Source organism: Vibrio sp. Vb339 (assembly GCF_902751245.1).
GTDB lineage: Bacteria > Pseudomonadota > Gammaproteobacteria > Enterobacterales > Vibrionaceae > Vibrio > Vibrio coralliirubri.
The window spans coordinates 1,365,506-1,382,131 of record NZ_CADDIS010000001.1 but is presented as its reverse complement, the minus strand read 5'-3'; the positions used below and the strand labels follow the sequence as shown (position 1 = coordinate 1,382,131).

Sequence of the window (16,626 nt, the reverse complement as noted above, 5' to 3'; positions counted from 1 at the left end):
TGCTCTTTTTCGCTTTAAGCGTAACGAGTTGTCCCCAAATAGTTTTGATTGATTAAGCTGTGTTCGAATTCTTGGCTCGGCATTGGCCTTCCATAAAGGTAACCTTGGCCCACATCGCAGCCTTCATTGATAATAAATTGCTCCTGAACCTCCGATTCTATGCCTTCAATCGTCACTTTTAGGTCGAGCTTTTTGGCAATTTGAACAATAGAACGAACAATTTCCGAGTCTTCGTGTGAGTTAAGCATTTGGTCGATGAAGCTCTTATCAATCTTAATAGTATCGAATGGGAATTTCTTCAGGTAACTGAAAGAGGCGTAGCCCGTACCAAAGTCATCCAGTGACAATGTAACGCCAATATCGTGCAAAGATTCCAAGGTATTCTTGGCAACCACTTCGTCGGCAATCAGGCCGCTCTCGGTGACTTCAAGTTCTAAGAAACGAGGCTCTAGATGATAGGTTTCGAGTAGGTGAACCACTTGTTCCGCAAAGTGTACGTTCTTGAGTTGAATCGCAGACACATTCACCGCCATTTTGAAATCGTCGACGTATTCGGACCACTCTTTGGCTGTTTCAATCGCATTGCGCAGCACAAAGCTGCCCACTTCGAAAATCAAACCGTTTTGCTCAGCCATGTGGATCAGGGTTTCGTTAGAGATGTCGCCCAAAACAGGATGTCGCCAACGAAGCAAAGCTTCTGCACCCACCCAACGATGCGTCAACGGACAGACTTTGGGTTGAAAGTAGAGCATAAGGTCATCATTACGAACGGCTTGAAGCAAATAGCCTTCAATCTTATTGATGTGGGTTTGTTCTTCAGTATGAGATTGAGAGTAGTAAGCGAACTTTTGTCCTGAATCTTTACAGGCTAACATCGCTTCAGAAGATTTCTGCAGAATGCTTTCCGCGTCATCTTCGTCGTTTGTAATTGCAATGCCTATAAAGGCGTGCAGATGCACTTTGTCACTTTCGATATCGAATTCTGAATGCCCAACTTTAACAAGCGTCTGGCAAAGCTCTTCAAGGCGATGGTGCAAATCTTTAACGCTAAACGCCAACACGAGATCGACCGAAGTAGGGCGTGCAGTTAATACATCGATATCAGAAATACTGTCGATACGTTTTCGGTATTCAACAAGCACTTGGTCTAACGCGTTATAGCCGTATCGAGCCTGAATACGTCTGCCGTTGGTAAAACCAATATGAACGACTGCAAATGAGCTGTCTGTCAGCCTTCTCTGTGACAGTAGCTTGTGGTTTAAGCGAGATTCAAATGCGTTTCGGTTTAAAAAACCGGTACCAAGATCGTGATTCTTTTGGAAATTGATCTTTTGCTCTGCTGCTTTTCGCTTATCAATCTCTTGATTTAATGAATAATTAAGACTCGCAAGATCTTTAGTCCGAGTGTAAACACGATTTTTTAAGTCTCTATTGATTTGAGTGAGCTTGGCATGCTGAAACAGGGTTTTAAGCTGAGACTCTATCGAGGTACGAAAGCTCTGTAAAAGCTTGATATAGGTGGGTGTGTAGTGGTTTTCTTTCGAGTCTAAAATGCAGATAGTGCCAAATAATTCACCATTCGGCCAAAGCAGCGGAATGCCACAATAAGAGACTAAACCGAGCTTTATGTCTGGGTTGTTTTCCCAGGCAGGATCAGCGAGGGCATTGGGCACAACAAGTTGTTGTTGAGACTCCATCACCGTTTCACAATAAAGCCCATTGCCTAAAGTTTCAGAATCACCTTTGTTGTATGGATTGTTTTTACTGCGACTAGTAGAGAATACTTCAATGTAGTTGGCGTGAACACGCATGATGAGCGCGGCAGGCACTTGAGTGATTTGAGCTAAGAGGTCAACAATGTTCTGCCAACCGGACTCCATATCGTCTGGAATATCTAAGTCTATCGTTTTTATTTTCTTCATATGACTCCGAGTCAATTATGCTAAATGCATCAACACATCCTGTGTTAATTATGATGAACCGAATAAACTGTGAACCTTGCGTTAATTAAGTATAAGAAATGTTGCACAAAAAAACCTCCGCAATTTTGCAGAGGTTTTCAAATGTGAATCCGGGTCTCAGTAATGAGATAATTTCAGATTAAGGCTTTAACTTTATAAAATCTTCTGTATTAAGTTTCTGGCTATAATCTACCGATGGTTGAGCAAACCCATTTAATTGCAGAAATTCCTCTTTAAACCCTTGGTAATCGCCTAAAGTTTGGAAGTTGTTTTCATCCATCTGTTTTAGTAGTTCAGTTACGTGCGCTTGGGTTTCTGGGTCTAGTTCCCAGTCATCCATACGGATCAATCGCTCACCATCAAGTGGTACTTTTGATTGACCATAGAGTTTACTGCTAAACAGACGCTGCATTTGCTGGATACAACCTTCGTGGGTCTCTTTCTCTTTCATCACTTTATACAAAGCAAGCAGGTAAGGGCTGAGTCCCGGAATGAACACACTCGCTTTGGTCACTAATGCTTTACACACGGTCGCGTAAGCATTACCGCCAAAGTTTGCTAGTTCAAGGTTAAGTGCGTGGCTGGTTTGATGAAGGTCTATTTTAGCGCGGCCCAAAGTACCGTCTAAGTAGATAGGGTGCGTGACTTCTGGACCAACGTAAGAAAAAGCAATGGTTTTGCAACCCGGAGCAATAGATTCAGCGTTGATGAGTTCATCTATCCATTGTTCCCAATCTTCGCCTCCCATCACTTTGAGTGTGCTTTCGGCTTCTTCTTCCGTCGCGGCTTCAAGCGTGTTGGTGACCCAGTTGTCGTGTTCCAGAGAAATAGTCGCGCCAGTCACGCTTTCACCAATGGGCTTGATGGCAGAGCGCCAAAACTCATCGGAATCTGGTTTAGGACGAACGCCTGCAGCTAAGCTATAGATAATTAGATCCACTTCACCTTCGAAATAGGTTTCAATGGCTTCGACAACTTGTGAACGTGTTTCTTGCGAAAATGCGTCGCCAACGATGTTAATAGCAGTGCGTTGCTCTCGTTCGGCTTCTTTTTTGAAGTAGATGTTGTTATACCAACCAGCACTACCTAGGGATTTTTCGTTTGGACCGCGCTCGAATGAGACGCCGATCGTGTCAGCTTTTGCGCCGCCAAAGGTAAGGGCAATACGAGCGGCAAGGCCAAAGCCTGAGGAAGCGCCGATAATCAGTACTCGTTTAGGGCCATCTTTGATTTGCGGCGCACTCTTAACAAACTTGATTTGTTGCTTTACGGCTTCTTGACAGCCAAGAGGGTGAGCGCTTTTGGCTACCACACCCTTGATAACAGGTTCGACAAGCATAAATAACCTTACAGTTAACGATGATATGCACTCAGGCTAACGTAAAGCTGTGTAAAATTTATTGAGCTAGACCATTAAAACTTAAAGATACTGATATAATTCTTCGGCGACAAATTCAGCAATCCAAGGTTGAGCTTCTGGTTTTGGATGCAGTCCATCGTTCATCATCCACTCAGGTTTGAGGATGATGTGCTCAAGGAAAAAGGGCAAAAGTGGTACGTTTTGTTGATCAGCAAGCGCTGCAAAAACGTATTCAAACTGTTGGTTATAACGCTTTCCGTAGTTCGGTGGGATTTTAATCTGCATCATTATAGGTTCGGCTCCCGCAGCTTTTATCTGCTCAATGATTTGATCAAGATTCGCAGACATCAGCTTAGGTGGGAATCCACGAAGTCCATCATTCGCACCAAGTTCAATAAGAACGGTGTCTGGAGCATGTTCTTCAAGCAATTGTGGTAAGCGAGCTAAACCATTGCCCGTTGTATCACCAGAAATACTTCCGTTAACCACGGTTACCATTTTGTCATGCTTTGCTAACGCGTCTGGTAACAGGCTTGGCCAACTCTGTTTGATGTCCATGTTGTAACCAGCACTCAAGCTATCACCAAGGACCAGTAACTTAGAATCTAAGTCGGTATCTTGAGCCAAAGAAGCGGTTGAAAATAAAATAAAGAATAAAAAGGAAATTAGTCGAGTCATGCATACATCCATCATTAAAGCAGAAGCTGTTTCGAAGACAGTGTCTACTAATCAAGAACATTTAACAATCCTAGAGCACGTCGATATCGATATTCGTGAAGGCGAAACTGTCGCGATTGTCGGCACGTCTGGCGCCGGTAAGTCGACCCTAATGACGCTGCTTGCTGGTCTTGATGTACCAACGAAAGGCGAAATCAGTTTATTAGGACAGCCACTTTCACAGCTTGATGATGAGGCAAGGGCTAAGATTCGCAGTGAGTCGGTAGGGTTTGTATTTCAAAGCTTCTTATTAATTCCAAGCCTTTCTGCGCTGCAAAATGTCACGTTGCCTTGTTTGCTGAAGGGAGACGACGAAGACATCGAACGCGCTACTGCTCTGCTTGAATCTGTAGGCTTGAAAGACAGGCTTGATCACTTGCCATCTCAGCTGTCTGGTGGTGAGCAACAAAGGGTAGCGTTGGCGCGTGCATTTATGATTAAGCCAAAAATCCTTTTTGCCGATGAACCCACAGGTAATCTAGACCAACAAACGGCAGCCAAAATTGTTGAGTTGTTGTTTGAATTGAACTCATCCCACGGCACAACGTTAGTGTTGGTGACACACGATCCTAAGCTTGCACAACGTTGCCAAAGAACACTTAAGATGCATGTCGGTCAGATAGAGGAAGTCTAAATTGAATTCATCAAACGGACTGAATAAACGCCTGTTTTCATGGAGTATCGAAGAGATTCGACACGGTCAATTGTGGCCAGTTTCAATCGCTTTAACGCTTATTATTGCTTGTGTGTTTGCATTGTCGGCGTTGGCCGAACGTATGGAGCAGGTAATTGTTAAGCAGGGCAAAGATGCACTTACTGCCGATAGCGTGTTTATCTCAGCAAACCCAGTACCACAATCCTTGTTAGACCTCACTCAAGTTGAACAATTAGAAAGCTCTCAGTTGACTCGTTTTTCAACCATGGCATTCAGTGACAACTCGATGCAGTTAGTGACGGTGAAAGCGGTTGAAAGTAATTACCCGTTACGCGGTGAAATGATCTTAGAGGGCGCTGACAAAGCATCAAGTAACCATGTTAAGCCGGGTGAACTTTGGCTAGACGAGCGCATATTCGCACAGTTAGAGGTTGAGATTGGTGACAATGTCACTATTGGCGATGCCGATCTAGCGATAACTGGACGAATCACTCAAGAACCAGGCTTAAGCTTTAACCCATTCCAACAGATGCCAGCCGTGCTGATTCATACAAGCGATATCGATGCCACGGGAGCGATTCAACCGGGCAGTCGTGTTAGTTTTAGGCTGTTTCTAAACGGTGATGATACAAAACTGCAAGCCGCGCAAGACAGCGTAGAATTAACGCCAAGTGATCGCTGGCGTACTCAAGATTCTGCAAGTCGCACTAATGATATGTTCGAGAGCACGACTCAATATCTGTCGTTAACTTTGGCTATTGTTGTGATCATGGCTGCGACCACTTTGGTACTCACGTGCCAACATTATGTTGCGAGTCGTCACAAAACCATCGCGATGCTTAAGAGTTTAGGTGCAAGCAAGCAGTGGATCGTTAAATGGTTGTCTGTACAGGTATCTCTATTAGTGGTTATCGGTGCAGTACTGGGAATAACCATCGGTATCGGCTTAGAGTTTTTGCTTCGTATACCTTTGGGCGACTTATTACCAACGCCACTTCCTAGCTATGGTATTGAACCTGCAATCTTGGCGATTTTATCAAGCATCTTAATTGGTGTTCCTGCTCTTGGTATCCCGTTAATTGGCTTGGTCAACACCTCGGCAATCAGCGTTATCCAATCAAGTCACCAGTCCAATGAAAGCTTCAAGAAATACCTGTTGTTACTGGTTCCTATTATTCCAATGATGCTGATGTATGGCGATAATCTATTGGTATGGATAGTTCTAGCAGGTATCGCTTGCTTGTTCTTAGTGCTCGCAATTGTCAGTACGCTTGTTCTGCGTTTGGTTGGCAAGTTACCGACATCTACGTCCATGCGTTTAGCATTGAGTCGAATTAATCGCACACCTTTAGCAACTGGGATTCAATTTGGCTCTTTAGCGCTTTCACTGATGTTGCTGTCTATCATCTGGTTGGTAAGAAGTGATTTACTGTCAGATTGGCAGCAAACCTTGCCAGAGAACGCACCAAATGCGTTTGCACTTAACATTGCAAGCTATGAAAAAGACAGTTATCTCGAGACGATTGATGCAAACGAAGTAGAGCGTACTCAAGCGTTTCCAATAATCCGAGGAAGACTGACGACGATAAACGGTGTTGAAGCGTCGGAATACAGCGATACCTCAGGCGAAACAGACGCACTAAGTCGAGAGATCAACTTCACTTGGGGAGACAGTTTGCCTGAGTACAATGAAGTGCTAGAAGGCAGCTGGACACAAGAGCAGGGCGTATCTGTGGAATCGGATGTCGCGGAGCAATTGGATCTAAAGATTGGCGATGAGCTGTCATTCACAATCAACAGCCAGAATGTCTCGGCCAAGGTGAATAGCATCCGCAAAGTAGAGTGGCGTGAAATGAAGCCGAACTTCTACTTCATCTTTACTCCAGATGTCTTGAGCTCAATTCCATCTACTTGGCTCGTGAGCTTCAGATTAGAAGAACAACACAATCAGATGCTCAACGAACTCTCTCGAAATCACCCAACCGTGAGTTTGATGGATATTCGTAAGATGGGTAGCAAGATCCAAGAGCTGCTCAAACAGATTGTTTGGTCGATTACCGTACTTGCGGCGTTAGGTGTGGTGGCGGGGCTGTTGCTTATCTTCACTCTATTGCGATTGAGCTTATCTCAAAGACAACAAGAGATACGCTTGTATCGAACATTAGGCGCGAGTAAGAAGCGAATTCTCAATACTATTTGGTGTGAGTACGGGTTAATGGCGTTAGTCGCAGGCTCAATTGCAGCGCTCGGTTCTGAACTCAGCGTGGCAGGCGTGATGAACTTTGGCTTCGAGTTACAACCTTCACTTCACCCGATGCTGTGGATAGCGCTACCCGTGCTAACGTTTATCACATTGGCCGCGGTAGTGAATAGCTTAATCAAACGTTTGTTGGCACCAGTAAACAAGGATTTTGGCTAGTCGCTAGCGAGATCTAGCCAAGCGCTTAAAACGGTCTAAAAGTGATATTATTTATACTTAGTCATGCACTATTTATAATACATCGCTTTAGACCGTTTTTTATTTAACCAACCGGTAGCATAAATAAAAAATATCGCACCTTAGATTCCACTGTTTTTAGCATTTTTTAAAACTAATTGTCCAATAATGCCGATTTAATGAACAGCGGTTAGTCCCTGTAAACAAAGGGTTTGCGCAACTTAGCAAGAACGTTATCAACAGTTATCCACAAAAACGGTGGATAACTTTAGGGATAAGTTAACCTCTATGTTTTAAGAGTACTGAGGCAGCCTTTATGTGGCGTCACTTAGGACAAATTTGACTGTTAGAATAACCTTTAAAACTCTATCTGGAGTTATTGAGTCAAGAGATTATTTATGTTTTTTACATAGATATTAAATCCCGCCTATCTAAGACCTTGATAAAAATGTGTTTTAATTCATCGCAGAACAAAAGTAGAATAGCGGCAGTTAATCTTATTCTACAGAACACGATGAACCACAACAAAATGGATACAAATCAACCTTCTATTGCCATTGTTGGTGGTGGTATTGCCGGAACAACGAGCGCGATTCACTTTAGTGAGTTGGGTTTTAAGGTCACTATCTTAGAAAAAGGGCCGAGTTTGGTTAATGGTCCACCAATTTGCCACCTGCACGCTGGCGGCAATTTGTATCGAGATATTTCTGTAGAGCAGTGTCTTCAGTTGCTCACGCAGTCAATTGATACCGTCCGCTTATTCCCTCATACGATCAATATTCGTCCGACAATCATCGCCGTTCCGCACAGTGATGGTGGAGAGCCGTTGGATCTGCTTCCTCGTCTCAAGATAATTAAAAGCGCTTATGCCGATCTTGTTAAACAAGATAAAAGCAACCAAGTGCTCGGTGATCCGGAAGAGTATTACAAGCTGTACAGCAAAGAAGATTTATTAGCGCTTTCTGCGAAAACACAGCCTCTGAAACCAACATCGCTTGATGACTGGTGTATTCCTTTTGCGAAACACACGGATTTAGAGACTCTTAAGTATCCTGTTGCGATGGTTCAAGAATATGGTTGGAGCGTATTCCGACTTTCTGCGACCGCTCAATTGTCTTTAGGGCAACAAACTAACTGTACTGTGTTAACCAGCAGCCGATTACAATCTGTTGAGTCGACAGGTCAAGGTTGGTCTTTGACTTATACCGATGCCGAAAACCAAAGCTGCCAACTAACGACCGATTACTTGATCAATGCGAGTGGGTTTGAAACGGGTATCGTGGACGACTTTGTTGGCTCTAAGCAGCAAAGACTTGTTGAATTTAAAGCGGCATACGTTACAGAGTGGCCATATTCGCAAGAATGTAAGGAAGAGTGGCCAGAGGTTATCTTCCATGGTCCGAGAGGCACACCGCAAGGCATGGCGCAATTGACGCCATATGCTGATGGTGTGTTCCAACTTCACGGTATGACAGAAGGGATTACTCTGTTTGAGGGTGGGCTTGTTTCATCGTCAACAGACTCGTCACAGCCACAGTTACCTTCGAAGCTTCTTAAGAAAATCGTATCGGGTTGGAGTGAAGAGCAGCTTGAATTAAGAACTCGCGCGGCAATAACGCATATGTCTCAGTTTATCCCAAGTTTCAGCTCTGCATTGGTCGGTGGTAAACCTTTGTTTGGTGCACAACAGATTCCGGGAACCGATCCAAGCTTAAGAGCGTCAGACGTTTCATTCTGTGGTGAACGCTATGCTCGACTTGAAGTAGTAAAAGCTTCTTCAACATTAGAAGCGGCACAAAAGGTTGCTGAGCAATGGTTTGATGTATCAGAAGCGGTATCTATTGAAGATACGCACTCGGTGACAATGTCACTTGATCTGAATGATATTGAAAACAGAGCGATAGATTTGACGCAAGAACGTGGATACCCAGAAGCGCTTGCAAAGGTGTCAGGTCAAGATCACGCTTAATAGCCAATCATCATCGACTGCGCTTAACTTCTTCAATTCGGCTTACTGTAATAGGTAAGCCGAATCTTCATTCAAACGCCAACTTAGATACCGAGACTCATCCAAACGACATCTTCCTAGTTGATTATTCTTAGCTACATAGCAATTAGCACATAACACATCGCAAAAACTAATAGCCGAAAAACTGAGCCCATTGGCACCAAACATCTTGTAAGCCTAAGCGATCACCCTTGCTGAACGATATCGCATGTCCAGGTTTTGCTTGTGCCAAGCGTGGTAAATCGATTCTTGCGACACATCCAATCTTCGGATACCCCCCAATGGTCTGTCTGTCATTAAGCAGCACGATAGGTTGTCCATCTTGTGGAATTTGAATCGCACCTAGGGCAATGCCTTCTGACAATAGCGAAATGTCAGGCGAGTCTACGGGCTCGCCACTGAGTCGATAACCCATCCGATTTGAGTTTTGGTCAACGTGATACTGCGCGTTATACAACGTCTCTCTTGCTGACGCGGAGAATAGCTCGCTTTGATAGCCCTCAATCACTCGTAGGTTCACGGGTAGATTGTAATCAGGCGTGTATCGGAAGGTAACACTCAACGCTTTAAACGGGCGCGAGAGTTGATGTTGGGTAAAAGCTATTTGTTGCCCTTGCTGGCATGGCTCTCCATCTTGCGTTAATCCACCAATCTTTTCACGAGTTACTGTAGAGCAGCTATTGAGAGTTGATGGAACATCGAAGCCACCCTTAACCGCTAAATACGCCCTTAGGCCATTTTTAGGTAAACCAAATGAGAGAACTTGCCCTTTAAAAGCTTGAAAAGTGCGCCAGTTAGGCTGTGGTTTACCATCGAGCTTCGCTTGTAAATCACCCCCGCATAGCGCCATCTCACAATCAAAATCGATTCGTAACGCACATTGCCCAAGCGTGATTTCCAACGCTGCTTGGTTTACTGGGTTACCCAATAGATGATTGGCCCAGCTATAAGAGTAATCATCAACCGGCCCACCTTGCGTTAATCCAAGATGAGCAACACCAAATCGCCCGAAGTCTTGAATCAAACTTAACGGGCCGGGCTTAATCACTGTCAGTGTTGGTTTAGCTTTTGTCTTAGCCATTAACAACGCCTTCACTAAGCTCTACAAACTCTTGTTTTGAAATCGCGATGAAACGGACTGTGTCACCAACATTAAGTAGAGACAGCGGTCTTTGCATGATGTCGGCGTTCTTCAATTGGCTATGATCGAACAACGAAAGCGGGCAATTGCCAATAATATTCCAGCCGCCCGGTGAATCCGAAGGGTACACCGCTGTTTTAGTATCCGCGATGGCGATACTGCCTTTGGGCACATTTAAACGGGGTGTGGAGTGGCGGGGTAAAGCAAGCTCATTAACCACATCAGACATAAATGCAAAGCCAGGTGTAAACCCAATCGCATTGACGCTGTATGTCTGTGAGGTGTGATATTGAATAATATCGTCCAGAGATAAGCCTTTGTCTTGATATCGGTCTAAATCGAGCGCCGTTTCTGGTGAGTAATAGGCAGGAAGCTCAATCGTATTACGAGTTTTACTAACACTAGAAAAGGACGACAGAGCGTGACTCAACAAATTATTGAGCTGTTCAATGAGCTGCTGTTCTGATATTCGATAAGGGAGGTAGTCGACCAATATTGTTTGGTAAGCCGGGGTCACATTCATCAACACCGATGCGAAATTTTGGCGAATAGCATCGGAAAAGTGAGCCATGTAATGCGCATATTCGGCGCTAGATTGATTATTTGAAGGCGATAGTGTCAAAGTCACTAAAACGCTGCATTCCGCGACTGGCGCTATATTGAATTCAATCTGATTCGTCGTCATTTCGTTTCCATACGTTTGTTATCTTGCCTTTTATTAGCTTACTTGGCGTGTCTCACTTCCGTGTCCAGACCAATACAAAACAATTAGATCTAGATCTTACGAGCAATTGGTTAGGTGCTCGATTGGGCGAGCGATTAGACCATGCGTCATACTAATTAAAAGCGTTGAGGTCTTGTCTGATTTTTCTAATTAATGCGATGGATTGAGGGTTATCACCATGAACACAGATAGTATCAGCTTCAATAGGCAGTCTTTCGCCCTCTAAAGTCGTGACCGAGCCATAGTTAATGATTTGCATGACTTGGTTATAGATATCGTCTTGATTGACGTAAACCGAGCCTTTTTGAGTACGTGGCGCTAATTGTCCGTTATTTAAATAAGCACGGTCGGCAAACGCTTCAAACAAGAGAGGCAAGTCATGATCGTCAGCAATATCCAAATACTGTTGATTGTCTGATGAAGAGAGAATCATCAACGGGATGTTAAATTCAGCGACGGCTTGGGCTACCGCATTAAACACATCGATGTTTGCCATCATATCGTTGTAAAGGGCGCCATGAGGTTTCACATAGCCAACAGAGGTGTGGTGATAGCGGCAAAGGGCTTGTAATGCACCGACTTGATAGCACACCAGTTCACTGATCTCGTCCATGGTGTGTGGAATAGACCGACGACCAAAACCAATGAGATCTTGATAACCGGGATGAGCACCAATTTGGGTGTGATAGTGCTGCGCCAGTTTTATCGTCTTGGACATAACGTGCGGATCAGACGCGTGGAAGCCACAAGCGATGTTTGCCATATCGACCCATTCCATGACCGACTCGTCATCGCCCATCTTCCAATTGCCGAAACTTTCTCCCATGTCGCAATTAAGCAAAATCTTCGTTGTCACGTGGTGCTAATCCTTTACGTTGAGGTAAGTAATGACGGTCTTATAAATAAGTGACCTAACTCAAACTTTCGACACCGTAGATTTACCAGTATGGCATTTCATATATAGTTGAACTATTGATTAAAGGATTAATATCTATCTGTATATTAGGTGAGCACATGATATCCCGCCAGGTTTGCTTAGGACTAGCATTAACGACACCTGTTTTTGTCTCTGCTCAAGAAAACTCTCTAGACCAGCTCATGTCGATGAGCCTTGAAGAGTTGTCTATGTTAGATGTCGAAATGGAAACGGCTTCGAAAGTGACACAAAAACTCACTGACATTCCTTCGTCGGTGTATGTGCTTTCTAATGAGCGAATTCAGCGTAGTGGGGCGAAAACCATTGCGGAAGTCCTAACGCTTGTCCCTGGACTCAAAGTAACTAAGTTTAACGAAACCTCATGGTTTGTTTCTGCCCGTGGTTTTCATGATGGGCTGTATAACAAGATGCTCGTGATGATGGATGGACGAAGCTTGTTTAGCCCAGTCTATGGCGGTACGTATTGGAGCGACGTTGATTATGTACTTGCCGACATCGAACGCATCGAAGTACTAAAAGGTCCCGGCGGAACAATTTGGGGAGGCAACGCGGTTAATGGTGTTGTCAATATCATTACTAAGTCTGCCAATGATACGCAGGGGACTTATCTCTCAGGTGTCGCTTCTAATACTGATAACTATGAATTTAGTGTTCGTCAGGGATTAAGCCTCAACGACAGTGTGAATGCTCGTGCCTTTTATAAGTACCGAGAAGAACCCACATATCGCACAAACGAATCTGAAAAATGGAAAGCACAAACGGCAGGGATGGTATTTCAGCCAAGTAATGCTGAAGAAAGTTGGTCATTACGTATTGGTGGTGAGAAAAGCTTTTATAAGTCGGATTTGTATACGTTCCAATATGATAATTCAGGATCGTTTGTCGGATCACAAGCCAACGATTTTGATAATAAAAGCCAATCTGTTTATATCCAGTTCAACGATTCTCGCCATTTTGATGAAAGTTCGACACTCTCATATTCGTTATGGGGTGAATATAATGAGGATAACGCGCCAGACGCTCCGGGAAGCTATTCGACCATCGATTTTGACTCTACTTATATCAACCAACTATCGGTAAACCATCAGCTAACACTCGGGGGGGGGCCTGCGATATATGTACCTTGATTTCTCCTCTAGCCAAGTTTCGGACGTGGATTGGTACAATCCCGATTACTACGGTAGAGCCTACAATATCCAATCTGCTAACGATTATATTGCGAACGCATTTGTACAGTCTCAAATTCAAATGACAGAAGCGCTATCGATAACTCTTGGCTTCAAGGCAGAACACTTTACACAGAATGACTCGACAGAACTTTCACCTCAACTACGCGGTTTATATCAGCTAAATCAACGCCATTCTGTTTGGGCTGGCTTGAGTCGTGCGGTGGTTGCTCCTTCTTATATGGATTCAAACTCCACATATTACTTCATCAGTTACTATGCTGATTCTAACGACAGCTACCTTGATGTCTATAAATCGAATTCTGACCTGGAAACAGAGAGCGTCGTAACGGCGGAAATGGGTTATCGCTACTCAAACAATTCAAATTTCGAACTCGATGCGACGATATATCTGAGTGAACATGACAACCTTCGCTTCCACAGTTATGACCCAAATGATATCCCCGCGAATCATGTCTATGTCGGTGTGCTGTCTGATGATTATAAAGCGAAAACATATGGCTTGGAGTTAGGCGCAAGCTATCAGCTCACTCAAGATATCACCAGTTACTTGAGCTATGCCTACACAACATTAGAGGGAAAAAACAAAGGTGATGACCCTAAATCTAGTCCTCAAACGAGTGTTTATTACGATATTGATAATGAACATTTAGCCACGGCACAGTTGATGTGGAATATCACAGAAAGTTGGCAATTCGATGTGATTGGCCAGTACATTGAATTGCCCAGACTATTGGGTAGCAGGCGATGGCACTCAATATGAATGGCAGTCTTACCCACATGAAATAACCTTTGATGCGCGTCTCGCATGGAAAAAGTCGTCCGCAGCGCCTTTAGTTGAAGTGGTTGTTGAAAACATAGGTAAGAGTGACGGCTATCAAGCTGAATTCACATCTCAGAAAAGCGTCAATCAAGAGTCGGTGTATGTGAGGATCTCTCATGAATTCTAAATGGCTTAAGCTCGGCTTCTCTAAACTAGCCTTATCGGCTTTAACGATGCTTATTGTGCCGTTGAACACCTCAGCGGCTAGCTTCAAACCTTATGAAGTGAAAGCGGTGTACCTTTTTAGAATTGCGAATTTTATACGTTGGAATGATGAAAGCTCGATGAACGCTGTGAACTTTTGTGTGATTGGCGATGAAAAGGTAAGCCAAGTGCTGACGTCAATTACAGAGGGAAAATCTATTCGTTCACTCGATATCCAAGTTCAACAGTCGATTACTTCTAAGTGCGATATTACGTATTTGTCTGACCGTGAAAATAACCAATTCCGTAGTCAAGAGCACTCGCCACACACAGTGACAATCAGTGATATCTCTAATTTTACAGACCTAGGTGGAGTCATTGAACTCACGCATATCGATAATAAGCTCAAACCTAAGATCAATCTAGAAAACGCAAGACGCGGTGACTACGTCATTGGCTCAAACCTGTTACGAATCGCTATAGTGGAGGGCCAATAATGTTGTCTTTCATTAATAACATATCGATTAAAAACAAGCTGATATTACCCATTATCATCTTCATCGCAGTCACATTTGTCACGATTCAATCGGTAAATTACACTGTCACGTTTAAGAGGGAGAAAGAGAGCCTTATTCAGCGTGTTAAAGTGCTGGCACACGGTGTTGCTTATAACCTACAAGCTGCGATTTTATTTGAAGACAAGTCATCGGCTCAGGAAATCTTGTCAGCTTTCGTCGCAGATAAAGATATTGTTAGAGTGAAGCTCTATGACATTAACGAGCAGCTTTTTGCCAGCTATCAGGTGAGCAACACTCTGGTTCCAAGGCCAAACGCAGAAGAATTAGAAGATATCGCCGATCATCAATTTGCCATCTCTGAGCATTTCATCTTCTTGCTCGTTCCAGTGACACTGGATGGCGCAGTGATCGCGAATTTGAGAGTAACAATATCGAAAGAGACGTTTAATTCGATCTTAACGAATATTTTCAAGGTTGCGGTCGTCTACCTGTTGTTTCTGGTGATGTTAGGCGGAGTACTGGTCAAATTGGTGCAACGCTTGATTATCGAACCGATGTTTGACCTCAATGAGGCGATGCAAGCCTTTGTTGAGCGTCGTTCGAAGCAGCCTAAATTAGTCGTAACGAACCGCGATGAAATCGGTGATCTGGTTCGAGCTTTCAATACCATGTTAGAAAGGCTTCAACATCGCGATAACCAAATCAATTTTACGTTAGACAAGTTACAAGAAGAAAAATCATTCGCAAATGAGGTCATTGAAACCGTTCAGCACTCTTTGTTGGTGGTAGATGAAAAAGGACTCATTCTTCATGCGAACGCAGCTACTCGGGATATTTTTAAATGCTCGGAAGCCTTTCTTGAGAACATGTTGATCCAAGAGTTGATCGCGACCAAGAAAACGGGTTACTTACAAGATGTTATTGATGCCAATATTGAACTTAATGACGAATTGCTAGAAACCACCGATCTCTTTCAATCAAAACGCTGGCTTCGTGTGAGCAGTCGTTCTCTGACAAAACATGGTCGTATTCTTTATGCAATCCAAGATGTCACCGACATAGAAACGGCCATGAGTCGCCAACGTATTGCTGCGGGTGTTTTCGAAAACAGTAAAGACGGTTTGATCGTGCTGAACTCGTCAAACGTGATAACCATGGTTAACCCGGCGATCACACAACTTCTCGGTTATCACTCTGATCTGCTGGTGGGCAAAACACCATTTGAAGTATTTTCGTGGCAGCAATTTTCATCATTGATGCCGACAATTCGCAGTTCGTTAGACAACTATGGTCAATGGCAGGGCGAAGTGTGGGAGAAGAGCGCGTCCGGCACGTTGGTTCCAATGTTTGTCAAAGTGAATCGAGTTGCCTCGGACAACGAGAAAGACGAGTTTGATATGGTATTAACGCTGTCAGATTTATCCAACGTTAAAGAGATGGAAAGACTCGAACACTTGGCTCATCACGATGCGTTAACCGGATTAGCGAATAGAGCGCAGCTGTATAAGGTTATGGATGATGTTGTCACGTCGAGCCACTATTCGAATCAGCATTTCGCGGTTATTTACTTGGATTTGGATGGCTTCAAAGAAGTGAATGACAATTATGGACACGATGCGGGTGACGAAATCCTTAAACAAGTGTCAAACCGTTTGTTATCTCAGGTAAGAGCGGGGGATTTGGTTGCACGTTTGTCGGGTGATGAATTTGTTCTTATTATTAAACAGACAAACAAAGTCTTGTTAGCTAAGTTAGCCGAGCGATTGTTGGATCTGATCGGGCAACAAGTAAACTACAAACAGCGTTCACTTCATGTTGGAGCGAGCTTAGGTATCCATTTAGTTGATGGCTCAGAGCGTGATATTGACGTGATTCTAAAAGTTGCTGATGAGGCGATGTACCAAGCGAAACGCAAAGGAAAAGGTCAGTTTGTGTTCTCTCGTGAGGGTAAATAGGCACCGGTGTTTGTGAGCTCACCCTAAGTTGTTGTATCATAAGTGATAGGTTGAATATT

14 protein-coding genes are annotated in these 16,626 nt (G+C 43.8%); 8 read left to right on the top strand and 6 right to left on the bottom strand.

Translation table 11 applies throughout. The features are described 5' to 3' along the window. Nucleotides 1-14: 14 nt before the first annotated feature. From HRQ85_RS06155 to HRQ85_RS06145, 3 genes are all read right to left on the bottom strand, one after another. Nucleotides 15-1,922 (bottom strand): sensor domain-containing phosphodiesterase, encoded by a 1,908-nt coding sequence (locus HRQ85_RS06155; protein WP_172379020.1) that lies wholly within the window; start codon nt 1,920-1,922, stop codon nt 15-17. A gap of 178 nt (nt 1,923-2,100) precedes the next feature. Beyond that, nucleotides 2,101-3,300: an enoyl-ACP reductase FabV gene (fabV, locus tag HRQ85_RS06150; protein WP_172379019.1), complete on the bottom strand. Its 1,200-nt coding sequence runs from the start codon at nt 3,298-3,300 to the stop codon at nt 2,101-2,103. Nucleotides 3,301-3,381: 81 nt separating this feature from the next. Beyond that, nucleotides 3,382-3,999, bottom strand: a complete 618-nt coding sequence (locus HRQ85_RS06145) for an arylesterase (protein WP_172379018.1) — start codon at nt 3,997-3,999, stop codon at nt 3,382-3,384. Here HRQ85_RS06145 and HRQ85_RS06140 point away from each other — a divergent pair. The 3 genes from HRQ85_RS06140 to HRQ85_RS06130 all read left to right on the top strand — a co-directional run bounded on the left by HRQ85_RS06140 (nt 3,998) and on the right by HRQ85_RS06130 (nt 9,099). After that, nucleotides 3,998-4,672 (top strand): ABC transporter ATP-binding protein, encoded by a 675-nt coding sequence (locus HRQ85_RS06140; RefSeq protein ID WP_048608335.1) that lies wholly within the window; start codon nt 3,998-4,000, stop codon nt 4,670-4,672. The two genes, HRQ85_RS06145 and HRQ85_RS06140, sit on opposite strands and share 2 nt — an antisense overlap. A 1-nt stretch (nt 4,673) precedes the next feature. Next, nucleotides 4,674-7,112: an ABC transporter permease gene (locus tag HRQ85_RS06135; RefSeq protein ID WP_172379017.1), complete on the top strand. Its 2,439-nt coding sequence runs from the start codon at nt 4,674-4,676 to the stop codon at nt 7,110-7,112. Nucleotides 7,113-7,644: 532 nt separating this feature from the next. Beyond that, entirely contained in the window at nt 7,645-9,099 is a 1,455-nt protein-coding gene (locus HRQ85_RS06130; protein ID WP_172379016.1) for an FAD-dependent oxidoreductase, read from the top strand. 169 nt (nt 9,100-9,268) lie between these two features. Here HRQ85_RS06130 and HRQ85_RS06125 read toward each other — a convergent pair whose 3' ends face one another. From HRQ85_RS06125 to HRQ85_RS06115, 3 genes are all read right to left on the bottom strand, one after another. Beyond that, on the bottom strand, nt 9,269-10,219 hold the full coding sequence (locus tag HRQ85_RS06125) for a biotin-dependent carboxyltransferase family protein (RefSeq protein WP_172379015.1): 951 nt from the start codon (nt 10,217-10,219) through the stop codon (nt 9,269-9,271). Continuing rightward, complete coding sequence (locus HRQ85_RS06120) at nt 10,212-10,964, bottom strand: 5-oxoprolinase subunit B family protein (protein WP_172379014.1); 753 nt, start codon at nt 10,962-10,964, stop codon at nt 10,212-10,214. The genes HRQ85_RS06125 and HRQ85_RS06120 overlap by 8 nt, the downstream gene beginning before the upstream one ends. 151 nt (nt 10,965-11,115) lie before the next feature. Then, a complete protein-coding gene (locus HRQ85_RS06115; RefSeq protein WP_172379012.1) occupies nt 11,116-11,859 on the bottom strand; it encodes a 5-oxoprolinase subunit PxpA in 744 nt (247 codons plus the stop codon). 158 nt (nt 11,860-12,017) lie between these two features. On the opposite strand from HRQ85_RS06115, the gene HRQ85_RS26205 reads away from it, so the two are divergent. The 5 genes from HRQ85_RS26205 to HRQ85_RS06100 are packed head-to-tail and all read left to right on the top strand — an operon-like array spanning nt 12,018 to nt 16,567. Beyond that, complete coding sequence (locus HRQ85_RS26205) at nt 12,018-13,067, top strand: TonB-dependent receptor plug domain-containing protein (protein ID WP_253918832.1); 1,050 nt, start codon at nt 12,018-12,020, stop codon at nt 13,065-13,067. Next, nucleotides 13,057-13,890 carry a TonB-dependent receptor plug domain-containing protein gene (locus tag HRQ85_RS26200; RefSeq protein ID WP_253918831.1) on the top strand — a complete coding sequence of 278 codons (834 nt, stop codon included), beginning with the start codon at nt 13,057-13,059 and terminating at the stop codon, nt 13,888-13,890. The genes HRQ85_RS26205 and HRQ85_RS26200 overlap by 11 nt, the downstream gene beginning before the upstream one ends. Beyond that, nucleotides 13,844-14,077: a hypothetical protein gene (locus HRQ85_RS26195; protein WP_253918830.1), complete on the top strand. Its 234-nt coding sequence runs from the start codon at nt 13,844-13,846 to the stop codon at nt 14,075-14,077. Before HRQ85_RS26200 ends, HRQ85_RS26195 begins: the two co-directional genes overlap by 47 nt. After that, complete coding sequence (locus HRQ85_RS06105; protein WP_172379011.1) at nt 14,067-14,591, top strand: YfiR family protein; 525 nt, start codon at nt 14,067-14,069, stop codon at nt 14,589-14,591. The genes HRQ85_RS26195 and HRQ85_RS06105 overlap by 11 nt, the downstream gene beginning before the upstream one ends. After that, entirely contained in the window at nt 14,591-16,567 is a 1,977-nt protein-coding gene (locus tag HRQ85_RS06100) for a sensor domain-containing diguanylate cyclase (protein WP_172379010.1), read from the top strand. Before HRQ85_RS06105 ends, HRQ85_RS06100 begins: the two co-directional genes overlap by 1 nt. Nucleotides 16,568-16,626: the final 59 nt, after the last annotated feature.

What these genes read in the sequence shown, in the direction of transcription:
- HRQ85_RS06100 (WP_172379010.1), top strand. Translation starts at nt 14,591, where the DNA reads ATGTTGTCTTTCATTAATAACATATCGATTAAAAACAAGCTGATATTA.
- HRQ85_RS26205 (WP_253918832.1), top strand. Translation starts at nt 12,018, where the DNA reads ATGATATCCCGCCAGGTTTGCTTAGGACTAGCATTAACGACACCTGTT.
- HRQ85_RS06125 (WP_172379015.1), bottom strand. Translation starts at nt 10,219, where the DNA reads ATGGCTAAGACAAAAGCTAAACCAACACTGACAGTGATTAAGCCCGGC.
- HRQ85_RS06140 (WP_048608335.1), top strand. Translation starts at nt 3,998, where the DNA reads ATGCATACATCCATCATTAAAGCAGAAGCTGTTTCGAAGACAGTGTCT.
- HRQ85_RS06155 (WP_172379020.1), bottom strand. Translation starts at nt 1,922, where the DNA reads ATGAAGAAAATAAAAACGATAGACTTAGATATTCCAGACGATATGGAG.
- fabV (WP_172379019.1), bottom strand. Translation starts at nt 3,300, where the DNA reads ATGCTTGTCGAACCTGTTATCAAGGGTGTGGTAGCCAAAAGCGCTCAC.
- HRQ85_RS06105 (WP_172379011.1), top strand. Translation starts at nt 14,067, where the DNA reads ATGAATTCTAAATGGCTTAAGCTCGGCTTCTCTAAACTAGCCTTATCG.
- HRQ85_RS06130 (WP_172379016.1), top strand. Translation starts at nt 7,645, where the DNA reads ATGAACCACAACAAAATGGATACAAATCAACCTTCTATTGCCATTGTT.
- HRQ85_RS06145 (WP_172379018.1), bottom strand. Translation starts at nt 3,999, where the DNA reads ATGACTCGACTAATTTCCTTTTTATTCTTTATTTTATTTTCAACCGCT.
- HRQ85_RS06120 (WP_172379014.1), bottom strand. Translation starts at nt 10,964, where the DNA reads ATGACGACGAATCAGATTGAATTCAATATAGCGCCAGTCGCGGAATGC.
- HRQ85_RS26200 (WP_253918831.1), top strand. Translation starts at nt 13,057, where the DNA reads ATGTACCTTGATTTCTCCTCTAGCCAAGTTTCGGACGTGGATTGGTAC.